Origin of the sequence: Vibrio sp. 1874, assembly GCF_033344395.1 — a bacterium.
GTDB lineage: Bacteria > Pseudomonadota > Gammaproteobacteria > Enterobacterales > Vibrionaceae > Vibrio > Vibrio alginolyticus.
The window spans coordinates 753,787-773,397 of record NZ_JAWPOR010000002.1 but is presented as its reverse complement, the minus strand read 5'-3'; the positions used below and the strand labels follow the sequence as shown (position 1 = coordinate 773,397).

Genomic DNA, 19,611 nt, shown 5'->3' with positions numbered 1-19,611 from the left:
TTTCTAGCCCTTTATTATTTCATCGTCACTTTGCCGCCAATCATTTTGTAAGCGGGGGGTTCCTCTTACTAAAGTATCTCTTGCAAACTCTTGTCCGCAAGCGGGGCAAATACATGGGGTTTGTGTGAAATCGTCAACAATGCGCTCTTTGAAGCATTTAACCAGTGCGCCTTTCCCGCCTTTACGGTACTTAAATAGTTGAGTTTTACATTTAGAGCAAAAGATATCGACGGTTTTCGTCGGTTGTTTTTTATTCGGTTTCGCCATGGTTACTTTCTATATCCGGTTTGACCCATACATTATTAAAATCAAACCAACCTAAGGCATTACACTTTGCATTTTGTAACGCACCGCTGTGGTCTTTATTCACGCCTAGCCAGCAGTGAAACATAGGAATCACCTGACAGCTTTTTACTAACTGTCGTCCTAGCTCACGCGCAGGAAAGTCTGTGTGCATGCCGGCACGCCATTGATCGACAAGTTTAGCCCATTCACTAAAATCGTAACCTGAACTGAACTTCTCAATATCACTGTAATCCAGGAGCCAGCCCGCCAACGCGTCATTTCGGTTCGTTGCAATGCCCATAGCTTTCACCCAGATATCCACTTCCTCAGGCGCGGGCGGTTGAGAATCATAACGAATAAACTCAACCTCTATACCGTGCGGTTTTAAGAGTGTCTTGATGGCCTTGGCAACTACTGGAAACATCGGATGCTTTTTCTGATACGCTACGGAAATTACCTTATTAGCCTGTGGTACGCTGCCCGCTTCCGCTGGCCTGAGATCAATCCAACCGGGCTTAAGGCCAAAGGCTTGCAATACTCCCAGTTCCATCACTTTATCTTGTGGAACATGCGCGTAAATCTGGTGACTGTTGAGGGTTTGCGAGAGGAACTCTGCCCAACGTGGATCTTTTGCAATTCCGGTGTTTTTGTTTAGTAATAGGAATGTACAGCCAGGGTCCAGCTCGACTTCATCGGATGAACCTTGTTTATCCATCTTCGGCTTTGACAGGCTTGGATAAACCATTGAAGAATAGGCTTCATCGATTACCCACACCTCCACTTGGTCAAGTAAAGGGCGAAAACCAAAGTAGCCATCAAAAGCAGTCAAAATAAGACGCTTATCATCATTCATTTTAACTTGGAACGGCCCTGTCCCTATCGGTTGTCTATCGAAGCTTTCAGAACGCAAAGCACTCGGTAGCAAAATTTTTGCTTGCGACTCACTCAGAGCCAGAGGAAGGTAGCGATCAGGACGGACGAGCTCAATATCAACGGTCCACTCTTGTGGTGAAGACACCCGCTTTATGTGAGAAAACAAGTTCAAGCTATTTAACGCAAGCACACTTTCAAGAACACAACTAGTTGTTAACGGTTCACCGTTATGAAAGCGTACTCCACGACGAAGATAAAAACGCCAATGTGTATCAGAAATTGCTTCCCACGTGTGGGCTAAATCTGGTTGAAGTTGTTCATTTTCATCAAGGCGAGTGAGTCCGCTAAAAATTTGTCTGGCGATGTGCTGTTCAGAACGCCGCATCGGTTTCTGCGGGTTTAACATCGACAATGGTCGATAATAAGGCAAACGCACGACCTGCTCGCCCTGTCGATGTTGAAGCCCTAGATAACCTTGGATAACCTGCGTCAATCGTGCCGCATCGTTATCAAGCGCATCTAGAGCCTGACCGATTTTCCCTTCATCGAGATAACGCCTGGCGAGGTTTTCGCTGACGTCGCTTCGATTACGTTTAAAAACGAGTTTCGAAAGTTTTCCTCGACCCGCTGCCGGATGCCACTCAATCCAGCCCTCTTCTTCAAGTTTATTTAGAACAATACGAGCATTACGACGTGTACAAAACAACGCTTCGGTGATGTCTTCGAGCTGAACGTCCGTATCGTGACCGGAAAATTTTTCAAACAGTGTTTCGAACTGAACACGTAAACGAGGGCTACTCATAAAGAGGAAATTCTTATCTTGTTGTCGATAAGCTAAGTTTCCTCATTTTTACCAAAAAGTGCAAACATCACACTATAAATTATTGAATATCGATACCAATTTCTCGCGAAAGTTCGGCCAGTTGTTCCTCGTTGTCCAGCTTGATAGACCATTTGCACTCTGCTCCATGAGATAAAACAACGTTCGCTCCTCTACCCAGCAACTGAATTGCATCGGTTTGCGCTTGCAAGGTTACCATTGCACTGCCGGAGAGCTTAATCACTATTTCACGCTGGGTTGCAATGATTTTTCCTAATGAAAACTCAATCACCATCTTAGTTTATACCGACTTTGTTTTGTGTTGTTTCACAGCGATGGTCAAGCGACTGGTACACACTAAACGGCCTCGCTCATCAGTGATATCGATTTGCCACACTTGCGTTGAAATACCCAGATGAAGCGGTTTTGCCGTACCAATCACATGACCACTTCGCATGGCTCGCACATGGTTCGCGTTAATATCTAAACCGACGCAGTAGCTGCCCTCATCGACAGAGAAGTTTGCAGCCAATGAGCCTAATGTTTCTGCGAGCACGACTGATGCACCACCGTGAAGCATTCCTAAAGGTTGATGAGTAAAGCTGCATACGGGCATGGTTGCTGTAAGGGAGTCGTCAGTGAAATCTGTATATTTAATTTGTAGGTGCTCGATCAGGGTATTTTTTGACGTGGCATTCAGAATCTCTATGCTTACGGGCTTTTTCCATATACTCATTGTTTTACTCTTAGTTTCACAAACTGGTTTGTTAGGTTGTAACGATGTGCTAGGAAGCTAGCATAGACGCTACTTGGGCATAACTTCAAGACGTAACATCTCACCTTCTTTATTAATCAGATGAATAACTTGATCCATGCATCATGTTACTATTTGGGTATATACTATTGCTTCAAAACAAAAAATTAAATGGAGCCTGTTATGAAGGTATGGATGAAAGCCTCTGCTCTTTTAACTATCGCGGGTTTAACAGCGTGTAGCGCATCACCGACGGGTCGCAACCAGATCCTGATGTTTTCAGATCAGGAAATGTCATCGCTTGGCGCTAAATCTTTCGAACAAATGAAGAAAGATATCCCAATCAGCAAAGATCGCAAAACGAATGCCTACGTTCAATGCGTTGCCAAACACATCACTGACAGCATTCCCGCTCAATCTGGATTTAAAGACTGGGAAGTCGTTGTTTTTGATAGTGAACAAGTCAATGCGTTTGCTCTACCAGGTGGGAAGATCGGCGTGTATACCGGGCTTTTAGATGTCGCGAAAAACCAAGATCAGTTGGCAACAGTCATTGGTCACGAAGTCGCTCACGTCCTCGCTGACCACAGTAATGAACGTCTCTCACAAAGTCAGTTAGCAAATGCAGGGTTGTCTCTAGCAAACGTTGCCATTGGCGCTTCCGAGTACAAACAGTATCAACAAATGACGATGGCGGCACTTGGTGTCGGTGTTCAATACGGTGTTATCTTGCCATACGGTCGTACTCAGGAATCCGAGGCTGATATTGTCGGGCTGGAATTCATGGCAAAAGCAGGTTTCGACCCACGTCAAAGTGTCGATTTATGGAAAAATATGAGTGCTGCATCAGGTGGTTCTCAACCACCTGAATTCTTCTCAACCCACCCATCGCACAGTACGCGCATTAAAGATTTACAAGCAACCATAAATAAGCTGCCTGCGTATAACGCGAAAGCACCAAGATGTGGCTAATTCATTGCTACTTGCTACTATCGTCTACTACTTAAGCTTGCCAAATAAAAAAGCTCCCTAGGGAGCTTTTAATGATTCTAATCAAGTGCCCAATATCTGTAGCGGCAAACTTAACAAACTATCTCCGAGAGTGGCAAAATACCAGATGATAGAAACAAAACCTCCGACAGAGACCAAGTACCAAGCCAGTGAGAATAGCTGCCCATAACGGGTTAATGGCAATAAATGGCTTTGATGTCGAGCTCTCCATTCCATCACCACTTCCAACATTCCCATTAACAATAAAAACCCTAGCAACGTCAGACCGAAATAGTAACTGATAAAAATGCCTAATAAAGCGGTCGCAATACTGCCAACTAACCCGACCCAAGTATTCATTGAGAAGGTAATACTTTTGAGCACATGGCCACCATCTAATGGTAAAATAGGCAGCAGATTAAATAGGTTTAGCAAGGCGTTAAACACAGCAAGCCCAGCGAAGATCACCTCACCAGTCATCCAATAAAGCAAAGTAAAAACAATACTAAGTACTAAACCGAAAAATGGTCCCATGATTGAGATAACCACATCCTGCCAGCGCGTGTTTATCTTTTCGTCACTTAGCGCCAAACCACCTAGGAATGGAATCAAATAGATTCCTTTGGTCTTCATTCCAAAATACTTCATCGCTCTAATGTGACCATATTCATGGAAAACCAAACAAGCGATCAACGCTAGCGCGAACTCGATGGAAAATAGCCAAGAATATGCAGCGAGACTTGCAGACGCTAACGCCACTTTAATAACTTTCGCACTTTTAAGTGCTTTCATCCCAAGAGATACGAGGCCTATTACACTTAAACGCTTTTCGGATGGTGGCGTAACTTCTGGCACTTGGCGCTCGATGTCTTTTTCATTTCGACAACCTTCATTGATCAGCTCACCGTTAATTGTGACCTTGTAACTCAATTCAAACGGTTGCCATGTTAAAGAACACTCCAAATGACAGTTCAGGATTTCCTCACCCGCAGAGAGCTTAAACTGGTGTAGACAAGTCTCTGCGGTATTGTCACTGGCATCGATTTGAGACACCAACGTATTATCCCAATATAACTGCTGCCACCCAGCCATCGATCCTTCGAGCCTTAGCGAACGACCTAAAAATTCAACATTCAGTAATTCCAATGCGGTTCCTATTGCGTCTATTGAATAACTACATAGCGAGCGCGAATTATGCCTGTGAAGTGAAGAAACCGCAAAGCGAGCTATCTCTTGATTTGATCGTTATTTAACTATAAAGCTCGCAAAACAATTCTGGTCGTACCATTCTCTTCAAAAATATAACGATAATACATGCCCTTACAAGCCATCGTTTGACCTATGCATCATATTTAAAACGCAAAATACGCTCAAACTTTGACAAGTTATTAAACATACAATTAACATTACATTTACATCACCGTTGTATTTCGCGTATTAACAATTGGTGTAAGTACCACACAACAATTACAAGGACTTCGGTCCAGCATTATGACACCCTAGGAGGGTCAAGGATGAACAAGAAGCACTGCTCTCTGCTTACAATTTCAATATTGTTTGCGTGTAATGCCCACTCAGCGGGCTTCCAGGTAGCTGAACATTCGGCATCTGGTCTTGGTCGAGCATTTTCAGGTGAAGGGGCTGTCGCAGATAATGCCAGCGTCCTTGCCCGTAACCCTGCAGCAATGACACTTTTCAAAGAAGCTCAATTTTCGGGCGCGTTATCTATCATCGACCCTGAAGTCGATGTGTACGACACTGTAAACAATGAACACGCGAAAGATGTCGCTCCTTTACAGATCGTGCCAGCAGGTTATTACATCAGCCCTATCAATGATAACTGGGCTTGGGGTATCGGTATGTTCACAACATACGGTGTTGCTACCGACTATCCAAATGATATTTCCGCAGGTGATATGGCGGGTGACACTTCCCTACTTTCAGTAAACATCAACCCTAATGTCGCTTACCGTATCAACGAGTCTTTCAGTGTCGGTGGTGGTATCAACCTCGTATACGCTGAAGCAGAGCTGACTCGTCACAAAGGCGCACTCGCCGGTATTTTAGGTGGTAATAAGTCCGATAACCTTGTCGGCATGGAAGGCGAAACTTTCGCTTGGGGTTGGAATGTCGGCGCTTTATTTGAGCTAAATGAAAACAACCGTTTTGGCTTTGGCTACCGCTCTAAGGTTGATCTAGATTTTGATGACGGTGAGTTTAGTAGTTACGACTCTGGTCGAGCTTCATCACCAAAAGTTGATGGCCGTTTAAAAATCTCTCTCCCTTCAATTATCGAATTATCGGCTTTCCATCAACTGAATGAACAATGGGCTGTACATTACGGCTGGCAACAAACCGACTGGAGCACATTTAAAGAACTAAAAGCGACCAGTAACGAATGTAATGACGGAGTATGTTTCTTTAAACCTGAGAAATATGAAGACAACAATCGCTACTCCATTGGTGCAACTTACATACTTAATACAGACTGGACATTCCGTGCAGGCTTTGCGTACGACGAACAAGCAGGTGAAGCGACATTGAGTATCCCTGACAGTGACCGTTTTTGGTACAGCGCGGGCCTAACTTACGCAATGAGTGAGAATTTAACTTTCGATGCAGGCTTTGCACTTGTTAAGAGTAAATCAGGCTCTTTCACTGAGACAAATGCTCTGGGTGAAGAGATTAAGTTTGACTCAGAAGGTACTGCTTACATCAGCGCGGTACAGATGAACTACACCTTCAAATAATGGGATTACGGAGTAAACCAATGAAACACACGTTTAAATTATCAATGCTTTGTTCTGCAATCCTTCTTGCTGGTTGTGGTGATGATACCTCCAGCTCTGGTACTTCCGACAAAGTTCAATTTGAAGATGAAGTCCAAGCATTGCTTGATCGCGAAACATCCATCAGTTTTACGCTTCAAGGAGCGAACGCAGATGTACCGGCACCGTCTTACTTATTAATGGACACAAGCGATGGTACGCTTGGTCTGCCAACTGATGGCGATGATGCTTTAACCAACCCTAGAGCCTCAATGAACACGATGGATGGATGGTCAACGTCTATGCCAATCGTTCTTAACTTCAACGGCGACGGTTTTGCAACGGGCATGCTGTCGTCTGGTGTTAAAGTCATCAAGATTAACCAACGCTTAACCGAGTGGGACGGTAAATCTAACCCAATCGAAGAGGTACTCGTTCAGAATCAGGACTACGTAGTTCAAGCAAAAGGTAGCTCTCTATACATCCAGTTCTTGGCTGCACTTGATGAGTCAAGCGAGTACATTTTTGCGGTTACACAAGATGTTACTGACGTGAATGGTGAGCCAATTGGTACATCAGCAAGTTATGCGACTGGTAAATCGAAAGAAATCGTTTATGAAACTGGCGACCTTGCTTCTGTTCAAGCAGTCACTCAGGCGGTTGAAGGCATTTTTGGTCTAGCTCAAGTTAATCCTAACGACATCGTTTACTCCTCATGGTTCAGTACCCAGTCTGTAGGTGATACGTTAGCGGCAGTCAAAGGAGTAACCGCTACTGGTTTTTCTACTGGCGCAAACACACTAAATACCGTTTACAAAAATGACTCAAACGAAGGTTCAGTAGACTTATCAACGGTCTACACAATAACGCTCGGTGAAACCCAAGACTTTAGCACTGCGCTAGACTCTGACGATGACTTTAGTAAATACATTAGCGATCTAGACGCAGCTAAAACGGCAATTAAAGGCCTTTACATGCAATCAGGTGCCGATGTAAGCGTGACACAAGGTGTGGTAAGACTGCCTCATTACTTGGAAAAAGGCGCAAGCTGGAACATGCAACCAATGGTATCTGCGATGCCAAGCCTAGCGAAGCTAAGCGCAGCATTAGCGGATCCGAACGAGCAAGCAAACATGGTTCAGCAGCTATCAACAGGCGTTTTTGCAAATGATCCTGTTGATGTGACAAAGCTTGCTACAGATCCTACAGAGCAGCTAAAACTTGTTGGAGCTAAGCTTACTCTTACCGATGGTACCCAGCTTGATAGTGAGCGTATTATTACTCGCTACTCGCCTGTTCCCGTAGTGAAATCGGTTGAAGATGTCGAAGTACTGGTCTTCACACCTAAATCTGGCGTCGCGACAGACGTTGTGATTTATCAACACGGCATCACCTCAGCGAAAGAGAATGCGTACGCGTTCGCGTTCAATATGGTAAAAGCTGGTGTGGCAGTTATCGCTATTGACTTACCTATTCATGGTACGCGCAGCTTAGATGAACAACGTTCCGCAAATGCGAATGTACTGGCTTATCTAAATCTTTCCAACTTAGCCGTTGCGCGTGACAACCTACGTCAAAGTGTTCTGGATGTGTTAGGTTTGCGCGCTAGCTTGGTAGTATCTGCTCAAGGCGGTCTTTTAGCTGGAGGTCCTCTGCAAGGCTTCAACCCAATGACGGGTTCAAAAGTCAAAATGCTAGGTCATTCACTTGGCGGTATTGTAGCTACATCTGCCGTCGCAGCAGCAAACAATACATTGGGCAGCCCTTCTGCGGATGCGCTGTACACCTTTAGTTCTGCATCAGTACAGAACTCTGGTGGACAAATTGGTAATTTGTTACTGGGTTCAGACAATTACGGCCCTCAGATCAAACATAACCTCGCTTATGCAGCATCAAAAGACTATGCGAATTACGCTGATGCATCATGTGCGGATCTAGAAGATAAAACATGTTACGAAGCTTTTGAGGCTGCGGCAACGGAAGCTCAAGTAGCAGCGCTAGAAGCAGGTTTCTCACAATTTATCTATGCAGCACAGACTACACTAGACACTGTCGATCCGTTCACAAACGCTTCAGATTTAGTGGCATCTGGCTCGCTAACGATACCATTCTTTATGACAGAAGTGGATGGCGATAGCACAGTACCAAACAGCGTTCCAAATGCACCATTCGCGGGTACTGAACCGCTTGCTAATAAGCTAGGGTTGAAGACTGTGAACAGTACGGACACTACTGTGAATGCAACTGCGAGCTTTGTACAGTTTAATGCTACTGCATCGCACAGTACTTTTGCTTCGCCAAATGGCACTTTGTCTGATATTGATCATCATGTAGAGATGCAGATGGAAAACACTGACTTCTTAATGGATGACGCACTAACAGGTGTCACTAACACTTCAGTTTTGAAGTAATCGCAACACCCTTCCTACCAAAGCCCAGTTTCTACTGGGCTTTTTCATTTCAATTGTATTCAAACCCACTCATATTTCCTCTGCTATAGTTAAATCGATGTCTTTGCCTAACTCACTTGTTTAAAAGGAAAACTCTATGCGCGTATTGACTGTTATTGCCACTGTATTACTTCTTGCTGCATGCGGAAGTAGCCAATATCTGATGTCGACAAATGAAGGGAAAATTATTACCTCTTACGGTAAACCAGACCTGAACGAGGAAACGGGTATGTACGAGTATGAAGACATGGATGGTAAAGAAATGAGCATTTCAAAAGAGCAAATTGTCCAGATTGTCGAACGTTAACGACAGGCCCTCTGTAAATTAGAGGGCTATGTTCTAGCCACCCTCTCTCTACATTTACCTCTTTTAGGCTTGTAATCGTTGTAGAAATTGACACAACCAATTCATAAGCCAAAACAATTAATAGTGTCTTTTATACTTCCGTATTATTTATTTAGCGAATATTTTACATCTTCACCTTAATCAGGTTGGAGTATTGTAAAATCTAGTCTTTAATTCGCTAACACCCTTTTATTTCTCAGGATAAAGTGGATAATACCGCCACAAAATAACATTACTAAGGTGAGTCCTTATGTCTATTGAAGCTACTCTGCTTGCGCGCTGCGAGTCAAAATGTGAACTGTGTTCTTCTGAATCTCAACTAACTGCATACGCTGTCCCACCTCACGGTAATGTGACGGTTGATACTGCCATTATGGTTTGTGATAAGTGTCTGGGTGAGCTCGATGAGCCAAAAGACATTAACCACTGGCGTTGTCTAAACGAAAGTATGTGGAGCCAGGTTCCTGCTGTACAAGTGACTGCATGGCGCCAACTCACTCGCCTAAACACAGAAAGCTGGGCTCAAGATGCTCTTGACATGATGTACATGGAAGAAGAGCAAATGAACTGGGCAATGAAAGGGATGTCTGCTGACGATAAAACTGTTGACTGTAACGGCACTGAACTTAAGAAAGGTGACGATGTAACAGTAATTAAAGACCTACCAGTAAAAGGCACTAACCAAGTAATCAAACAAGGTACAGTGATTCGTGGCATTAGCCTTGGCGATGATCCAAAGCTAGTTTCGGGTAAGGCAAATGGTGGTCAGTCGATGTACGTGATCGCAGAATACTGCCGCAAGAAGTAATATCGCACTTCAGTCATGTCAAAACGGGGCACCAATGGTGCCCCGTTTTTCTATACAACACTTAATCTACTCTCATGTCTACCTCCTCTAGAGTGTTTCTTTTCTAGGGCGTAGGTTGAGTAGGCATGTTTTACAAATAAAAAAATACCGGCTCATAGGCCGGTATTTCTTACACTATTTCAATATTAACGGTACATACCGATGTCTTTTTGAATATGTGCTGACAAGTCTTCTGCGTAGTAACTGCGTGGCGCAGTGTTATCTACAAATAGAATGTCCAGTAAGTGAGCAATCAGTCCTTTGAAGTTAACCGCGTAGGTTTTCTTATCCATAGAGGTTGGTAAAGCTACATTTGTCATTTGCATTGCTTGTGCCATGATTGCCTCTCTTTAAAAGCAGTAGTCTGTTTAGTTGGTTGTATATTAGTCAGTTTCTTATTGTTTAAGAAATGACAAATTTTACCCATTCAAATTAGAATTTCTAATAAAACAAACTAATTACAAAACTCAAAAATACAAATGAATAATAACGGCATAAATAATCACAATTGCTGTAATTACATTGAATAACTGAACATTACCTGCATAATTGCCCCTTAAGCAACAACATATATTTAACAATATTTTTCGTTATTTCTTTTGATTTTAGTGCTTACTTTATATTTTTTGATTAGTAATATTAACGCTAGTTTGACGCTTCGCTTTATTTTTTAGGAGTGATGCCACCACTGCCGATGTCATCACAACAACTAAAAATGTGAGAGACCATGCTGTCGGAATCTCATATTCTGTTCCAACCAATAGCATTTTCACCCCGATAAACATCATGATTACTGATAATGCTGGTTTTAAGTACACAAACTTATCTAACATTGCTTGAAGAACAAAGTACAGCGATCGCAAACCCAATAATGCAAATACGTTCGCGGCTAAGACTAAAAATGGCTCTCGCGTTACCGCGAATATAGCTGGTATAGAATCCAATGCAAACATAACGTCCATTACTGCAATGACACCAACAGCGATCAGCATCGGTGTTGCCACCCACTTACCAGCTTGCTTTAAGATTAAGTGATTTCCTTGGTAGTCATCTGTAACTGGCAATACCTTTCGAATCAACTGCTCCGGATATGGATTAACCTCTTCTGCTTCGCCTTTGTCGCGAGCTAGCTTAACACCTGTCCAAATAAGGAAAGCAGCAAATAAGTACAATACCCAGTGATACTGTGCAAGTAACTGAGCACCAACCGCAATCATGACAGCGCGTAAAACTAGCGCACCTATCACCCCCCAAAGCAATGCTCTCGGACGCAAATGCTCCGGCACACTGTATTTTGCAAAGATGATGGCAAACACAAACAAGTTATCAACGCTTAACGACTTCTCTAGTAAGTAACCAGTTAAGAATGAAATCGTTGCTTTGTCGTTCGTATAAGCGCTATGTGGCGCGTAAAAGTCCCAGAATAAATAAATAGAACCTGCAAAAACAAAGGCAAGCAAGAACCAAAAAACACTCCAAACGATGGCTTTTTTCATCGTGATAGCGCCACCACGTGTTTGATAGATATCAAGCGTAACAAGAACAAGGGTAAATAAACCAAAAGCACCATACATCGCTAATGATTCTTGAAGAGGCACCGATTGGCTCAATTGGGTGGTATTTTCGATAAGAGACATATTTCCTCCCATGGCGGAAGGACTTCGTTTGGTGACCTTCCGCAGACAATAACAACCAACAGCCACATAACGATTATGTGCTGCTAGTCAATGAATGCGTTGGTCTCGTTGAAGTGTTGACGTGAATGAACCACGTAACACCTTTACTTACCGGATAAGCTGATGCTTAACGAGATGACGATAAGTAAACTTGCGCTAACTACTCCCCAAACGCCGACATAATAACGCCGAGCGTCAGGCTTTCCAACAAAAAAGCCTTGTCTTATCGAAATAAAATTCTTATCAAAAATCAGGAAGCACTATAAAAAGAAAGAAATGGATTCAACCACCTGAACTTTAGTAAACAGACAAAAAGCAGCAAATGGATCAAGACAAACTCTTCATTGGTTAGAGCCCTAACGGGGAAGATAGATACAAAAAAGGAGCATTACTGCTCCCTTTTGTAACATCCACATTCTTAGCAATTCAAAAGCCGCTTAGAGGCACAAAGTAGACCAGTGTTGACCAAATTGCGATCCAGGCAACCACGACTGCCGTATCTGCCCAATCTTTCTTCCACATACTGCCATCCTCATCAACCCATGTAGTAAGTGGAGAGCAGCAAAATCAATACCAGTATCTATTATCGACGTCGCTTTGTGTAAAGTTTGTGACTTTGATTCAAACAGTTTGGCTCATCGGTCAGGAGTTCAATAAAACAATCAGCCATGGACAAACTGGTCACACGTCCTTCTCCTTTCATCTCCTGCAATGCGTCGTACCCCTCTTTCCCTTTCATCGTATAGGCAGAAGAAGTCCCTCGATACCAAACATCATCTTGAACACCAACCCATTGTTTGCCATCAAAAATCACTAATGATTGAACTCTTTCACCTTTTGGGGCATCTGCGTGGTACTCGAAGTTTAAATTGTAAGTGTACGGATAACTGCCAGATCCAGTGCCTTCTACGCCATTGTTGAGTGCATTATTTATCGCGCCTTCAAGTGCACGGCGAATAGCGCTGCCTTTTACATCGTAAAAGCCGATAGGAACGGCAAAAGGCAACAGCCGTCCGGCAATGTCTGCCACTGTAATGTTGCCAGGGTTCAAAGAGGTTCGCACGCCACCCGCATTATGAATTGCAAATTGAACGTCATATCCACGTTTGTTTAAACAGTGCAGAAATGATCGGGCAACGGAGGAAGCCAACTCACTCTCACCAAATTCATCGGGAATTCTCACATGACGCTTTTTGGTGTCAACACTAGCAATGACTTGTGACTGTAACTGCCTGACCTGAGGAATATATTTATCGCTCAGGATCGCTTGAGTTTCCGGGTGTTTCTTACAAACCACGACATTCGGTTGACCATGGATGAAGTCGCACGCGGTTTCGAATACACCTTGGTCGAGCTGTTGGTTTAGCGTCGAGTCCCAAAAAATACGTCGACCAAGCAACAGTTCATTTTGTCCACTCAACATCGTTGCTTTACCGTGTTCATCAAACTCAATGACGCAGTGCCCCATTGTCAAAGCATGGAAACCCGCTTGCACCACATAGGTATCATTAATTTTGATACCGTAGGGATCGTCTTGTCCTAACCCTATTGATGAAAAATCACCTTGCAACCGGTGGCTGTGTCCACCAACAATTATACCAATACCTGCGACTTGCTCAGCTAACTCTAAATCACCTTCATAACCTAAGTGGCTCAGAAGAATAATATTTTTTATACCTGATGAATGGATTTGTTTTACGGTCGCCTTGGCGGTTTCAATTGCTGAGTGAAAAGGCGTGTCTGCATCAGGGTTTGCGATGTCGCTCATTTTATCTATGGATAATCCGAAAATCGCGACCCGCTCACCATGGAATTCTTTAACAATGTATTGAGCGCTCTGTGTATCCGGTTGGTAACTATATACATCCTTGCAATCACTGATACGGTGAGGTTTTTTAAGTGATTCATTGGATAAATCCCAGTTGCCAGCAAGCAATGGGAACTGAGTACGTTGGCAAAACAATGCAACTGGCTCATTCCCCATATCTAATTCATGATTGCCTAACGCCATTGCATCAATCTTTAATGCGTTCAATAAGTCGGCATTGGCTTTGCCTTTAAATAGTGAGAAATACAGCGTGCCTTGGAAGCAATCTCCGGCATGGAGGAACAACATCCCGTGACCTTGGCGCTGAGCATCATCTCTTAACTGCTCGACTCGGGTTGCGATACGAGAAAAGCCGCCAGCACTGACATAAGGCTCTAGCGTGAGTTCATTGTTTATCTTAAGCTTTAACTGTAATGACGTTGGTTCAAAGTAGGAATGTGTGTCATTGATGTGTGCCAGTTTGATTCTCACTGGCTTATGATTGTTATTCATCTTCATCTTCTCTTTTTTCATTCCTTATAATAATAAGAAGTGAATCATGACAGAATCATGAATTTTATGAAACTGCGATTTAGGATTTCATGTTTAAGTGATCACGATGCTGTCCCCCCAGCTTTGAAAGCAAGCCTCGCTTGTAACGGTCTCTATTCAGTAAGAGGCTCTCGTAATTTTGTGAACTGAGCTTAACTCAAAAATTCCGAATTCATATATGCTTAGGAGTAGCAAAATAACTCTCGATAATTCAAATAATTGCAAGGAGGATTGAGATGAGACTAGAACGCATCGAAATCTCCGGGTTTAGAGGCATCAAACGCCTTTCACTCTCTTTTGACGAACTCACCACGCTCATCGGTGAAAACACGTGGGGCAAATCATCATTGCTCGATGCCCTTTCCATCGCACTACCTGCCAATGGCTCATTGTATCAATTCAAACTGAAAGATTTTCACGTTGACTACTCAATTTCTCATCCACAAACACAACACTTACAGATCATTGTTTGTTTTAAAGCACAGGATAAAAACGAAGTAAAAGCGGGACGCTACAGACGCATAAAGCCTACATGGTGCACCAACGAAGATGGTGAGCAAGTCATTTACTATCGTATTAGTGCGTCTCGCGATGAGCACGGCATTAATACAAAGTACGCGTTTTTGGATCATAACGGCAAACCCAAAAAACTTCACCACTCAGAGAAACTCGCTATTGAGTTAATGACACTTCATCCTGTAATCCGACTACGTGACTCCCGACGCTTCCCAGATTTAAACCATGTCAACGGCGATGGTAAAAATGCTCGGATTGAAAAACGAATCAACAACACCTGTCGACGCTTATTGGCTATGCCTGGCCATGTGAATAAAGGTGAGATTCGTAGTAGCCTCGACTCAATGCAAACGCTTGTTGAACACTATTTTGCATTCAGAAGTGTCAGTAAAGGTAACCCACGCAAACCTCGTGATGGTCTTTTCTATACAAGCCCTTCCTCTGATAAAGGTTTGAGTCAGTTCTTGAAAGAAACCAATGACAAACAAAGCCGCTTGCTCTTAATGGGGTTACTCAATGCCTATCTTCAAGCTAAAGGCCCCACCGATTTAAGGCGCTGTGCGAGACCAATACTGATCATTGAAGATCCAGAAGGTCGACTGCATCCAACTCATCTAGCGAGAGCGTGGTCCTTATTGCAATTGTTGCCAATGCAAAAGATATTAACCACCAACAGTGGCACGTTACTCGGTTCTGTTCCACTGTATTCAATTCGACGTTTAATTCGGCTATCAGACAGAACCATCGCTAAGAGTTTAAACTCAACAAAGTTTGGTCGAGACGAGTTGCGCCGAATTGGTTTCCATATTCGTTTTCATCGTTCAGGAGCATTATTTGCGCGGTGCTGGTTACTTGTTGAAGGCGAAACCGAAGTTTGGCTTTTTCATGAACTGGCTCGTCAATGCGGGTATGACTTGGCTGCCGAAGGGGTTCAAATCGTTGAGTTTGCTCAATCAGGTCTAAAATCACTCATCAAAGTAGCAAAAGAGTTTGGTATTGATTGGCATGTCGTTACCGATGGCGACCCAGCAGGGAAAAAGTACGCGCATGCAGTACGAGCACAGCTCGACCATGATCAGGAAAGGCATCGACTTACGGAATTACCCGACCGAGACATCGAGCGCTTTCTGTACAACAATGGTTTTGAACTTTTCTTTAAGGACATCATCAAAGTTCCTCATGACCACCCTATCCCTGCTAAAAAAGTCGTAAATCGTGTTTTGAAAAAACATGCAAAACCGGACTTAGCTTTGGCTATTGTTTCTCATTGTGAAGAGAAAGGCATGGAGTGTATTCCTGTTCTTCTGCGCTGGACACTTAAACGCGTTGTTACCATGGCCAACGGCAATACATGAGTTAGGCGTATTTTACACTCAGCGTATTGTCTTGTAATACAAAAAAAGCACACCAATTTGGTGTGCTTGTATCAAACATCATTAATTTTGATTAAGGGTATTGAGAGGGATAAAACTCAATACACAGTGGATACCAATAAGATCGGGGGTTCACTACTGTGCTTGCTCAGCAAGCGAAGAAGAAGTAGCGGTTGATTTCGTATGCAACCATAGCCCTGTCGCTTTCATTAGATAGCCAAACACACCACCTAGCAACAACGATGGAATGACTAGTTGCCAGTTTCCGTCAGCCGCAAATGTTGCGCATGAACCAATAAAAGTACCAGGGATGTACGCGAGCCAAGCCTGTTTAGCTTGAATACACATGAAGAATGCCACAATAGCGGTAATCACATAGCCAATAATTTCCAACCCCACGTAAGTGGAACCGTGAATAATTACCATTGCCCAGAATACGCCTGTCATATTGGTGATTAAGCTGATACCTAGTCCTTTCAATCCGCTCGTTGGCGCTGCAAAGTAGCTCGTGCAACCTAAAAAACCAGCCCAAGAAAGCAAACCTAAAGAGATGGCGATCCAACCCCATACGCCAGATAAAATTCCAGTAGTGATAGAAATAGCTAAAAGTGTCGTCATGGTAGTCATACCTGCTCGGCTATTATCGTACCTATATGGTTCAATAACTGCCTTCATACATTGAAATCAAGGACACATGTTAGATACATCAGCTCAGCTTATCGGTGATATTGATCACAATAAGATATTATTATTTTCACAATTTACATTAAAAGTTTGACGCAACCGATAAATCAACAGATTTAGGGAATAAACCCAACTCATCTCGTAGGCATGTTTAATCAACCTTTAAAGAACTGAAGGCTTCCCCTTCATCATTCGCAGTCCCTCTCTTTTAATGCAGTCGACTAATGGGTTTTCTGCCATATCTGAGCGCCATATAAATGAAAGCGTCCTTTCCATTTTTAACTCAGGTACATTTAATGCCACAAGATGACCTGCTTCTATATATCGCTCTACATCTAAATACGGTAAGCAAGTAAGGTACTGACCATTAGCAACTAAACTACGTAACACCGGAACGTGTTCGTACTCGCGCCACACATCCAAATCTTCAATAAGGTGGTGAATAGAACTATCAAATGTTTTTCGTGTGCCAGAGCCATGCTCTCTTAGTACCCACTTCGCTTGCTCTAACTGCGCAAGGCTAACAGACTGATTACGCGCAAAAGGATGATGAGAAGCTGCGACAACAGTAAGATGATCACGACACCATACTTCTTGGTGTAAACGGTTATCATCACAGCGCCCTTCAATAATCCCTAAGTCATACTTGTAATCTAATACCCCATCAATCACCCCTTTTGTACTTTGTACACCGAGAGAAATACGCATTTCTGGAAAGTCATTATCAATGATACTGATAAGGTCGGGAACTAAGTGCTCTGCTGGGGTTTGACTCGCTCCCATACGAATCTCACCACTCAATAAATGTTGCTCATAGAAGCCCATTTCAATCTGCAATGCATCTTGTAGCAAGCGTTTTGCTTTTGGTCGTAACCACATCCCCCAATGGGTTAACGCCATTTGCTTGCCTTGCCTCTCAAACAACGGCCTGCCAAGCATCTTCTCTAATTGCGCAAGCGACATGCTCGTCGCTGATTGTGTCAAAGCCAATTTTTCTGCGGCTTGGCTTACACTGCCGGTATCTGCAACTGCGTCGAAAACCGCTAATTGCTTAAGTGAGTAGCGCAAAGTGTCCTCCATTATTAGTGGGTATTTCCCAATTCCCACAATTGTTAAAGCATGCCCCAATAAGCAATAGAGTTCATTTTACCTAGCCCCGTAAAGTTATCAATTAATTTGATGAGGTTTCTAAATATTATCAATTTTACCTTACTAACCGTTCTCCCTATTCTGAGTACGCGGTTCGGGAACACCGCAAGCCTCAATGGTTTTGAAACCGAAGTCATTGAGGCTCTTAATAAAAACAACAATTTCATTTTTGAGTTAATAACCAAGGATTTTTTATGCGATTACAAATTAAGGAGTCAATATGGCGGTGACCAGTTCTCAAAATCACCAGTATTTTTCTCCAAAAGAGATGATGGTTGAAGCGGAAAAATTTGCGTTAAGTAAGGCAAACAAAACCAGCAGTATGACATTAAGCCTCGCCATTATGGCCGGCGCGTTCATCGGGTTAGCATTCTTGTTTTACATCACGGTGACCACCGGTAGTACGGGCGCTGGTTGGGGCTTGAGCCGCCTAGCTGGTGGACTCGCATTTAGCATGGGATTGATCCTCATAGTGATCTGCGGTGGTGAATTATTTACCAGCTCCGTCCTATCCAGTATTTCTTGGGCCAATAAGCAAATATCGTTCGGTAAGATGCTTTCGATCTGGGGCAAAGTTTACGTTGGTAACTTTATTGGTGCGATGTTCCTACTTGCGCTGGTTACTGCTGCTGGTCTTTATCAGATGGATGGCGGTCAATGGGGATTAAATGCGCTTAACATCGCACAACACAAACTTCACCACACTCTCATTCAAGCGTTTGCACTCGGTATTCTCTGTAACCTGTTGGTCTGCCTAGCGATTTGGCTGACATTTAGTTCTGCAAATGCAATGACAAAAGCAGCAATGACAATTTTGCCTGTGGCAATGTTTGTCAGCAGCGGTTTTGAGCACTGTGTTGCGAACATGTTTATGGTTCCACTTGGTATTGTTATCGCGAATTTTGCACCTGAATCTTTTTGGGCATCTGTCGGTGTGCCCGCGTCACAATACACAGACCTAAACATTAGCCACTTTATTACCGCTAACTTAATTCCTGTCACGCTTGGCAACATCGTCGGCGGAGCGGTATTAGTTGGCCTTTCAAACTGGTGTATTTTTCGCCGACCAGAACTAAAAGCAGCGAATATTTCTTCTATCACTACAACTACAACACTGTCGTCAGTTAAGGATTTCACCATGAAAAATGCCTCTTTTGTTAAAGACATTATGAACCAAAAACCAGTCACCATTCGTGCAGAAACGCCAATTGCAGCCGCGCTGGATGTGTTACTTGATAACAACGTAACTAGCGCACCTGTTGTAGACGTACAAAATCGATTAGTTGGCTTCTTCTCTGCTCACGATGTGATGGTAGAACTATGGTGTGAGGACTACATTCCGGTGAAAGACCAAAAAGTCGTCGACATCATGAGCCGAGATGTGGTCGCAATTGACGCTGGTGATCGCCTCGTTGATGTTGTGGAATTCCTATGTATCGATAAAGAGCAGTTGTACCCAGCGAGCAGTATGGGTATTGCCACTCGCTTGACGTCTTTGTCTCTCGAAGAACGCGCTAAAAGTATCAAAGTAAGTAAGCCACAAGTGCTTCCTGTGCTTGAAAAGGGGCAGATGGTCGGGGTGGTTACTCGTACTGAAGTATTAAAAGCACTACGCCCGATTTTTGGTGAGCGTTTAAACCTAGTGGAAAAAAGCGAGTTAGAAACAGCGTAATTCGCTAAACATTTACAACGTCTATTGGCTTTCAATCGCTATCACTGAC

Annotated in this window: 16 protein-coding genes and 1 pseudogene; 7 read left to right on the top strand and 10 right to left on the bottom strand. The window is 43.3% G+C overall.

Annotation, left to right across the window (positions count from 1 at the left end; all coding sequences use genetic code 11):
• Positions 1-14 precede the first annotated feature (14 nt).
• From R8N46_RS07330 to R8N46_RS07315, 4 genes and pseudogenes are all read right to left on the bottom strand, one after another.
• Positions 15-267, bottom strand: a pseudogene (locus tag R8N46_RS07330) (hypothetical protein).
• Positions 251-1,960 (bottom strand): SgrR family transcriptional regulator, encoded by a 1,710-nt coding sequence (locus R8N46_RS07325; RefSeq protein WP_053307684.1) that lies wholly within the window; start codon positions 1,958-1,960, stop codon positions 251-253. Before R8N46_RS07325 ends, R8N46_RS07330 begins: the two are co-directional and overlap by 17 nt.
• Positions 1,961-2,039: 79 nt before the next feature.
• Positions 2,040-2,273 (bottom strand): DUF3389 domain-containing protein, encoded by a 234-nt coding sequence (locus R8N46_RS07320; protein ID WP_005376338.1) that lies wholly within the window; start codon positions 2,271-2,273, stop codon positions 2,040-2,042.
• Positions 2,274-2,279: 6 nt separating this feature from the next.
• Complete coding sequence (locus tag R8N46_RS07315) at positions 2,280-2,714, bottom strand: hotdog fold thioesterase (RefSeq protein WP_005376340.1); 435 nt, start codon at positions 2,712-2,714, stop codon at positions 2,280-2,282.
• A gap of 201 nt (positions 2,715-2,915) precedes the next feature.
• Here R8N46_RS07315 and R8N46_RS07310 point away from each other — a divergent pair, with 201 nt between their 5' ends.
• On the top strand, positions 2,916-3,704 hold the full coding sequence (locus R8N46_RS07310) for a M48 family metallopeptidase (protein ID WP_155487280.1): 789 nt from the start codon (positions 2,916-2,918) through the stop codon (positions 3,702-3,704).
• 81 nt (positions 3,705-3,785) lie between these two features.
• On the opposite strand, the gene R8N46_RS07305 is transcribed toward R8N46_RS07310, so the two are convergent.
• Positions 3,786-4,814, bottom strand: a complete 1,029-nt coding sequence (locus R8N46_RS07305; RefSeq protein WP_005376346.1) for a site-2 protease family protein — start codon at positions 4,812-4,814, stop codon at positions 3,786-3,788.
• A 422-nt stretch (positions 4,815-5,236) separates the two neighbouring features.
• Between R8N46_RS07305 and R8N46_RS07300 the strand changes: the two genes are divergently transcribed.
• The 4 genes from R8N46_RS07300 to R8N46_RS07285 all read left to right on the top strand — a co-directional run bounded on the left by R8N46_RS07300 (position 5,237) and on the right by R8N46_RS07285 (position 10,094).
• The gene (locus tag R8N46_RS07300; protein ID WP_005376347.1) at positions 5,237-6,472 is read left to right on the top strand and encodes an outer membrane protein transport protein; all 1,236 of its coding nucleotides are present in this window, start codon (positions 5,237-5,239) and stop codon (positions 6,470-6,472) included.
• A gap of 20 nt (positions 6,473-6,492) precedes the next feature.
• Complete coding sequence (locus R8N46_RS07295) at positions 6,493-8,901, top strand: VolA/Pla-1 family phospholipase (RefSeq protein ID WP_213972199.1); 2,409 nt, start codon at positions 6,493-6,495, stop codon at positions 8,899-8,901.
• 136 nt (positions 8,902-9,037) lie between these two features.
• The gene (locus tag R8N46_RS07290; protein WP_005376349.1) at positions 9,038-9,247 is read left to right on the top strand and encodes a YgdI/YgdR family lipoprotein; all 210 of its coding nucleotides are present in this window, start codon (positions 9,038-9,040) and stop codon (positions 9,245-9,247) included.
• Positions 9,248-9,536: 289 nt separating this feature from the next.
• Positions 9,537-10,094, top strand: coding sequence for a PhnA domain-containing protein (locus tag R8N46_RS07285; RefSeq protein ID WP_213972200.1), 558 nt, complete (start codon positions 9,537-9,539; stop codon positions 10,092-10,094).
• A gap of 185 nt (positions 10,095-10,279) precedes the next feature.
• Here R8N46_RS07285 and R8N46_RS07280 read toward each other — a convergent pair whose 3' ends face one another.
• The 3 genes from R8N46_RS07280 to R8N46_RS07270 all read right to left on the bottom strand — a co-directional run bounded on the left by R8N46_RS07280 (position 10,280) and on the right by R8N46_RS07270 (position 14,135).
• Positions 10,280-10,471, bottom strand: a complete 192-nt coding sequence (locus R8N46_RS07280) for a hypothetical protein (protein ID WP_005376351.1) — start codon at positions 10,469-10,471, stop codon at positions 10,280-10,282.
• Between the two features lie 279 nt (positions 10,472-10,750).
• Entirely contained in the window at positions 10,751-11,770 is a 1,020-nt protein-coding gene (locus R8N46_RS07275; RefSeq protein WP_213903794.1) for a TerC/Alx family metal homeostasis membrane protein, read from the bottom strand.
• Between the two features lie 622 nt (positions 11,771-12,392).
• Entirely contained in the window at positions 12,393-14,135 is a 1,743-nt protein-coding gene (locus tag R8N46_RS07270; RefSeq protein WP_005376363.1) for a bifunctional metallophosphatase/5'-nucleotidase, read from the bottom strand.
• A 269-nt stretch (positions 14,136-14,404) separates the two neighbouring features.
• Here R8N46_RS07270 and R8N46_RS07265 point away from each other — a divergent pair, with 269 nt between their 5' ends.
• Positions 14,405-16,039, top strand: coding sequence for an ATP-dependent endonuclease (locus R8N46_RS07265; protein ID WP_213972201.1), 1,635 nt, complete (start codon positions 14,405-14,407; stop codon positions 16,037-16,039).
• Positions 16,040-16,192: 153 nt separating this feature from the next.
• Here R8N46_RS07265 and R8N46_RS07260 read toward each other — a convergent pair whose 3' ends face one another.
• Positions 16,193-16,675, bottom strand: coding sequence for a DUF1097 domain-containing protein (locus tag R8N46_RS07260; RefSeq protein ID WP_017634175.1), 483 nt, complete (start codon positions 16,673-16,675; stop codon positions 16,193-16,195).
• A 228-nt stretch (positions 16,676-16,903) separates the two neighbouring features.
• The gene (locus tag R8N46_RS07255) at positions 16,904-17,809 is read right to left on the bottom strand and encodes a LysR substrate-binding domain-containing protein (RefSeq protein ID WP_005376369.1); all 906 of its coding nucleotides are present in this window, start codon (positions 17,807-17,809) and stop codon (positions 16,904-16,906) included.
• Positions 17,810-18,110: 301 nt separating this feature from the next.
• Here R8N46_RS07255 and focA point away from each other — a divergent pair, with 301 nt between their 5' ends.
• Positions 18,111-19,562 carry a formate transporter FocA gene (gene focA / locus R8N46_RS07250; protein WP_085569043.1) on the top strand — a complete coding sequence of 484 codons (1,452 nt, stop codon included), beginning with the start codon at positions 18,111-18,113 and terminating at the stop codon, positions 19,560-19,562.
• Positions 19,563-19,611 lie beyond the last annotated feature (49 nt).

Coding starts and splice junctions, on each gene's coding strand:
- R8N46_RS07275 (WP_213903794.1), bottom strand. CDS start 11,770: ATGTCTCTTATCGAAAATACCACCCAATTGAGCCAATCGGTGCCTCTT.
- R8N46_RS07260 (WP_017634175.1), bottom strand. CDS start 16,675: ATGACGACACTTTTAGCTATTTCTATCACTACTGGAATTTTATCTGGC.
- R8N46_RS07325 (WP_053307684.1), bottom strand. CDS start 1,960: ATGAGTAGCCCTCGTTTACGTGTTCAGTTCGAAACACTGTTTGAAAAA.
- R8N46_RS07305 (WP_005376346.1), bottom strand. CDS start 4,814: ATGGCTGGGTGGCAGCAGTTATATTGGGATAATACGTTGGTGTCTCAA.
- R8N46_RS07315 (WP_005376340.1), bottom strand. CDS start 2,714: ATGAGTATATGGAAAAAGCCCGTAAGCATAGAGATTCTGAATGCCACG.
- R8N46_RS07285 (WP_213972200.1), top strand. CDS start 9,537: ATGTCTATTGAAGCTACTCTGCTTGCGCGCTGCGAGTCAAAATGTGAA.
- focA (WP_085569043.1), top strand. CDS start 18,111: ATGGCGGTGACCAGTTCTCAAAATCACCAGTATTTTTCTCCAAAAGAG.
- R8N46_RS07300 (WP_005376347.1), top strand. CDS start 5,237: ATGAACAAGAAGCACTGCTCTCTGCTTACAATTTCAATATTGTTTGCG.
- R8N46_RS07320 (WP_005376338.1), bottom strand. CDS start 2,273: ATGGTGATTGAGTTTTCATTAGGAAAAATCATTGCAACCCAGCGTGAA.
- R8N46_RS07265 (WP_213972201.1), top strand. CDS start 14,405: ATGAGACTAGAACGCATCGAAATCTCCGGGTTTAGAGGCATCAAACGC.
- R8N46_RS07295 (WP_213972199.1), top strand. CDS start 6,493: ATGAAACACACGTTTAAATTATCAATGCTTTGTTCTGCAATCCTTCTT.
- R8N46_RS07310 (WP_155487280.1), top strand. CDS start 2,916: ATGAAGGTATGGATGAAAGCCTCTGCTCTTTTAACTATCGCGGGTTTA.
- R8N46_RS07290 (WP_005376349.1), top strand. CDS start 9,038: ATGCGCGTATTGACTGTTATTGCCACTGTATTACTTCTTGCTGCATGC.
- R8N46_RS07270 (WP_005376363.1), bottom strand. CDS start 14,135: ATGAAGATGAATAACAATCATAAGCCAGTGAGAATCAAACTGGCACAC.
- R8N46_RS07280 (WP_005376351.1), bottom strand. CDS start 10,471: ATGGCACAAGCAATGCAAATGACAAATGTAGCTTTACCAACCTCTATG.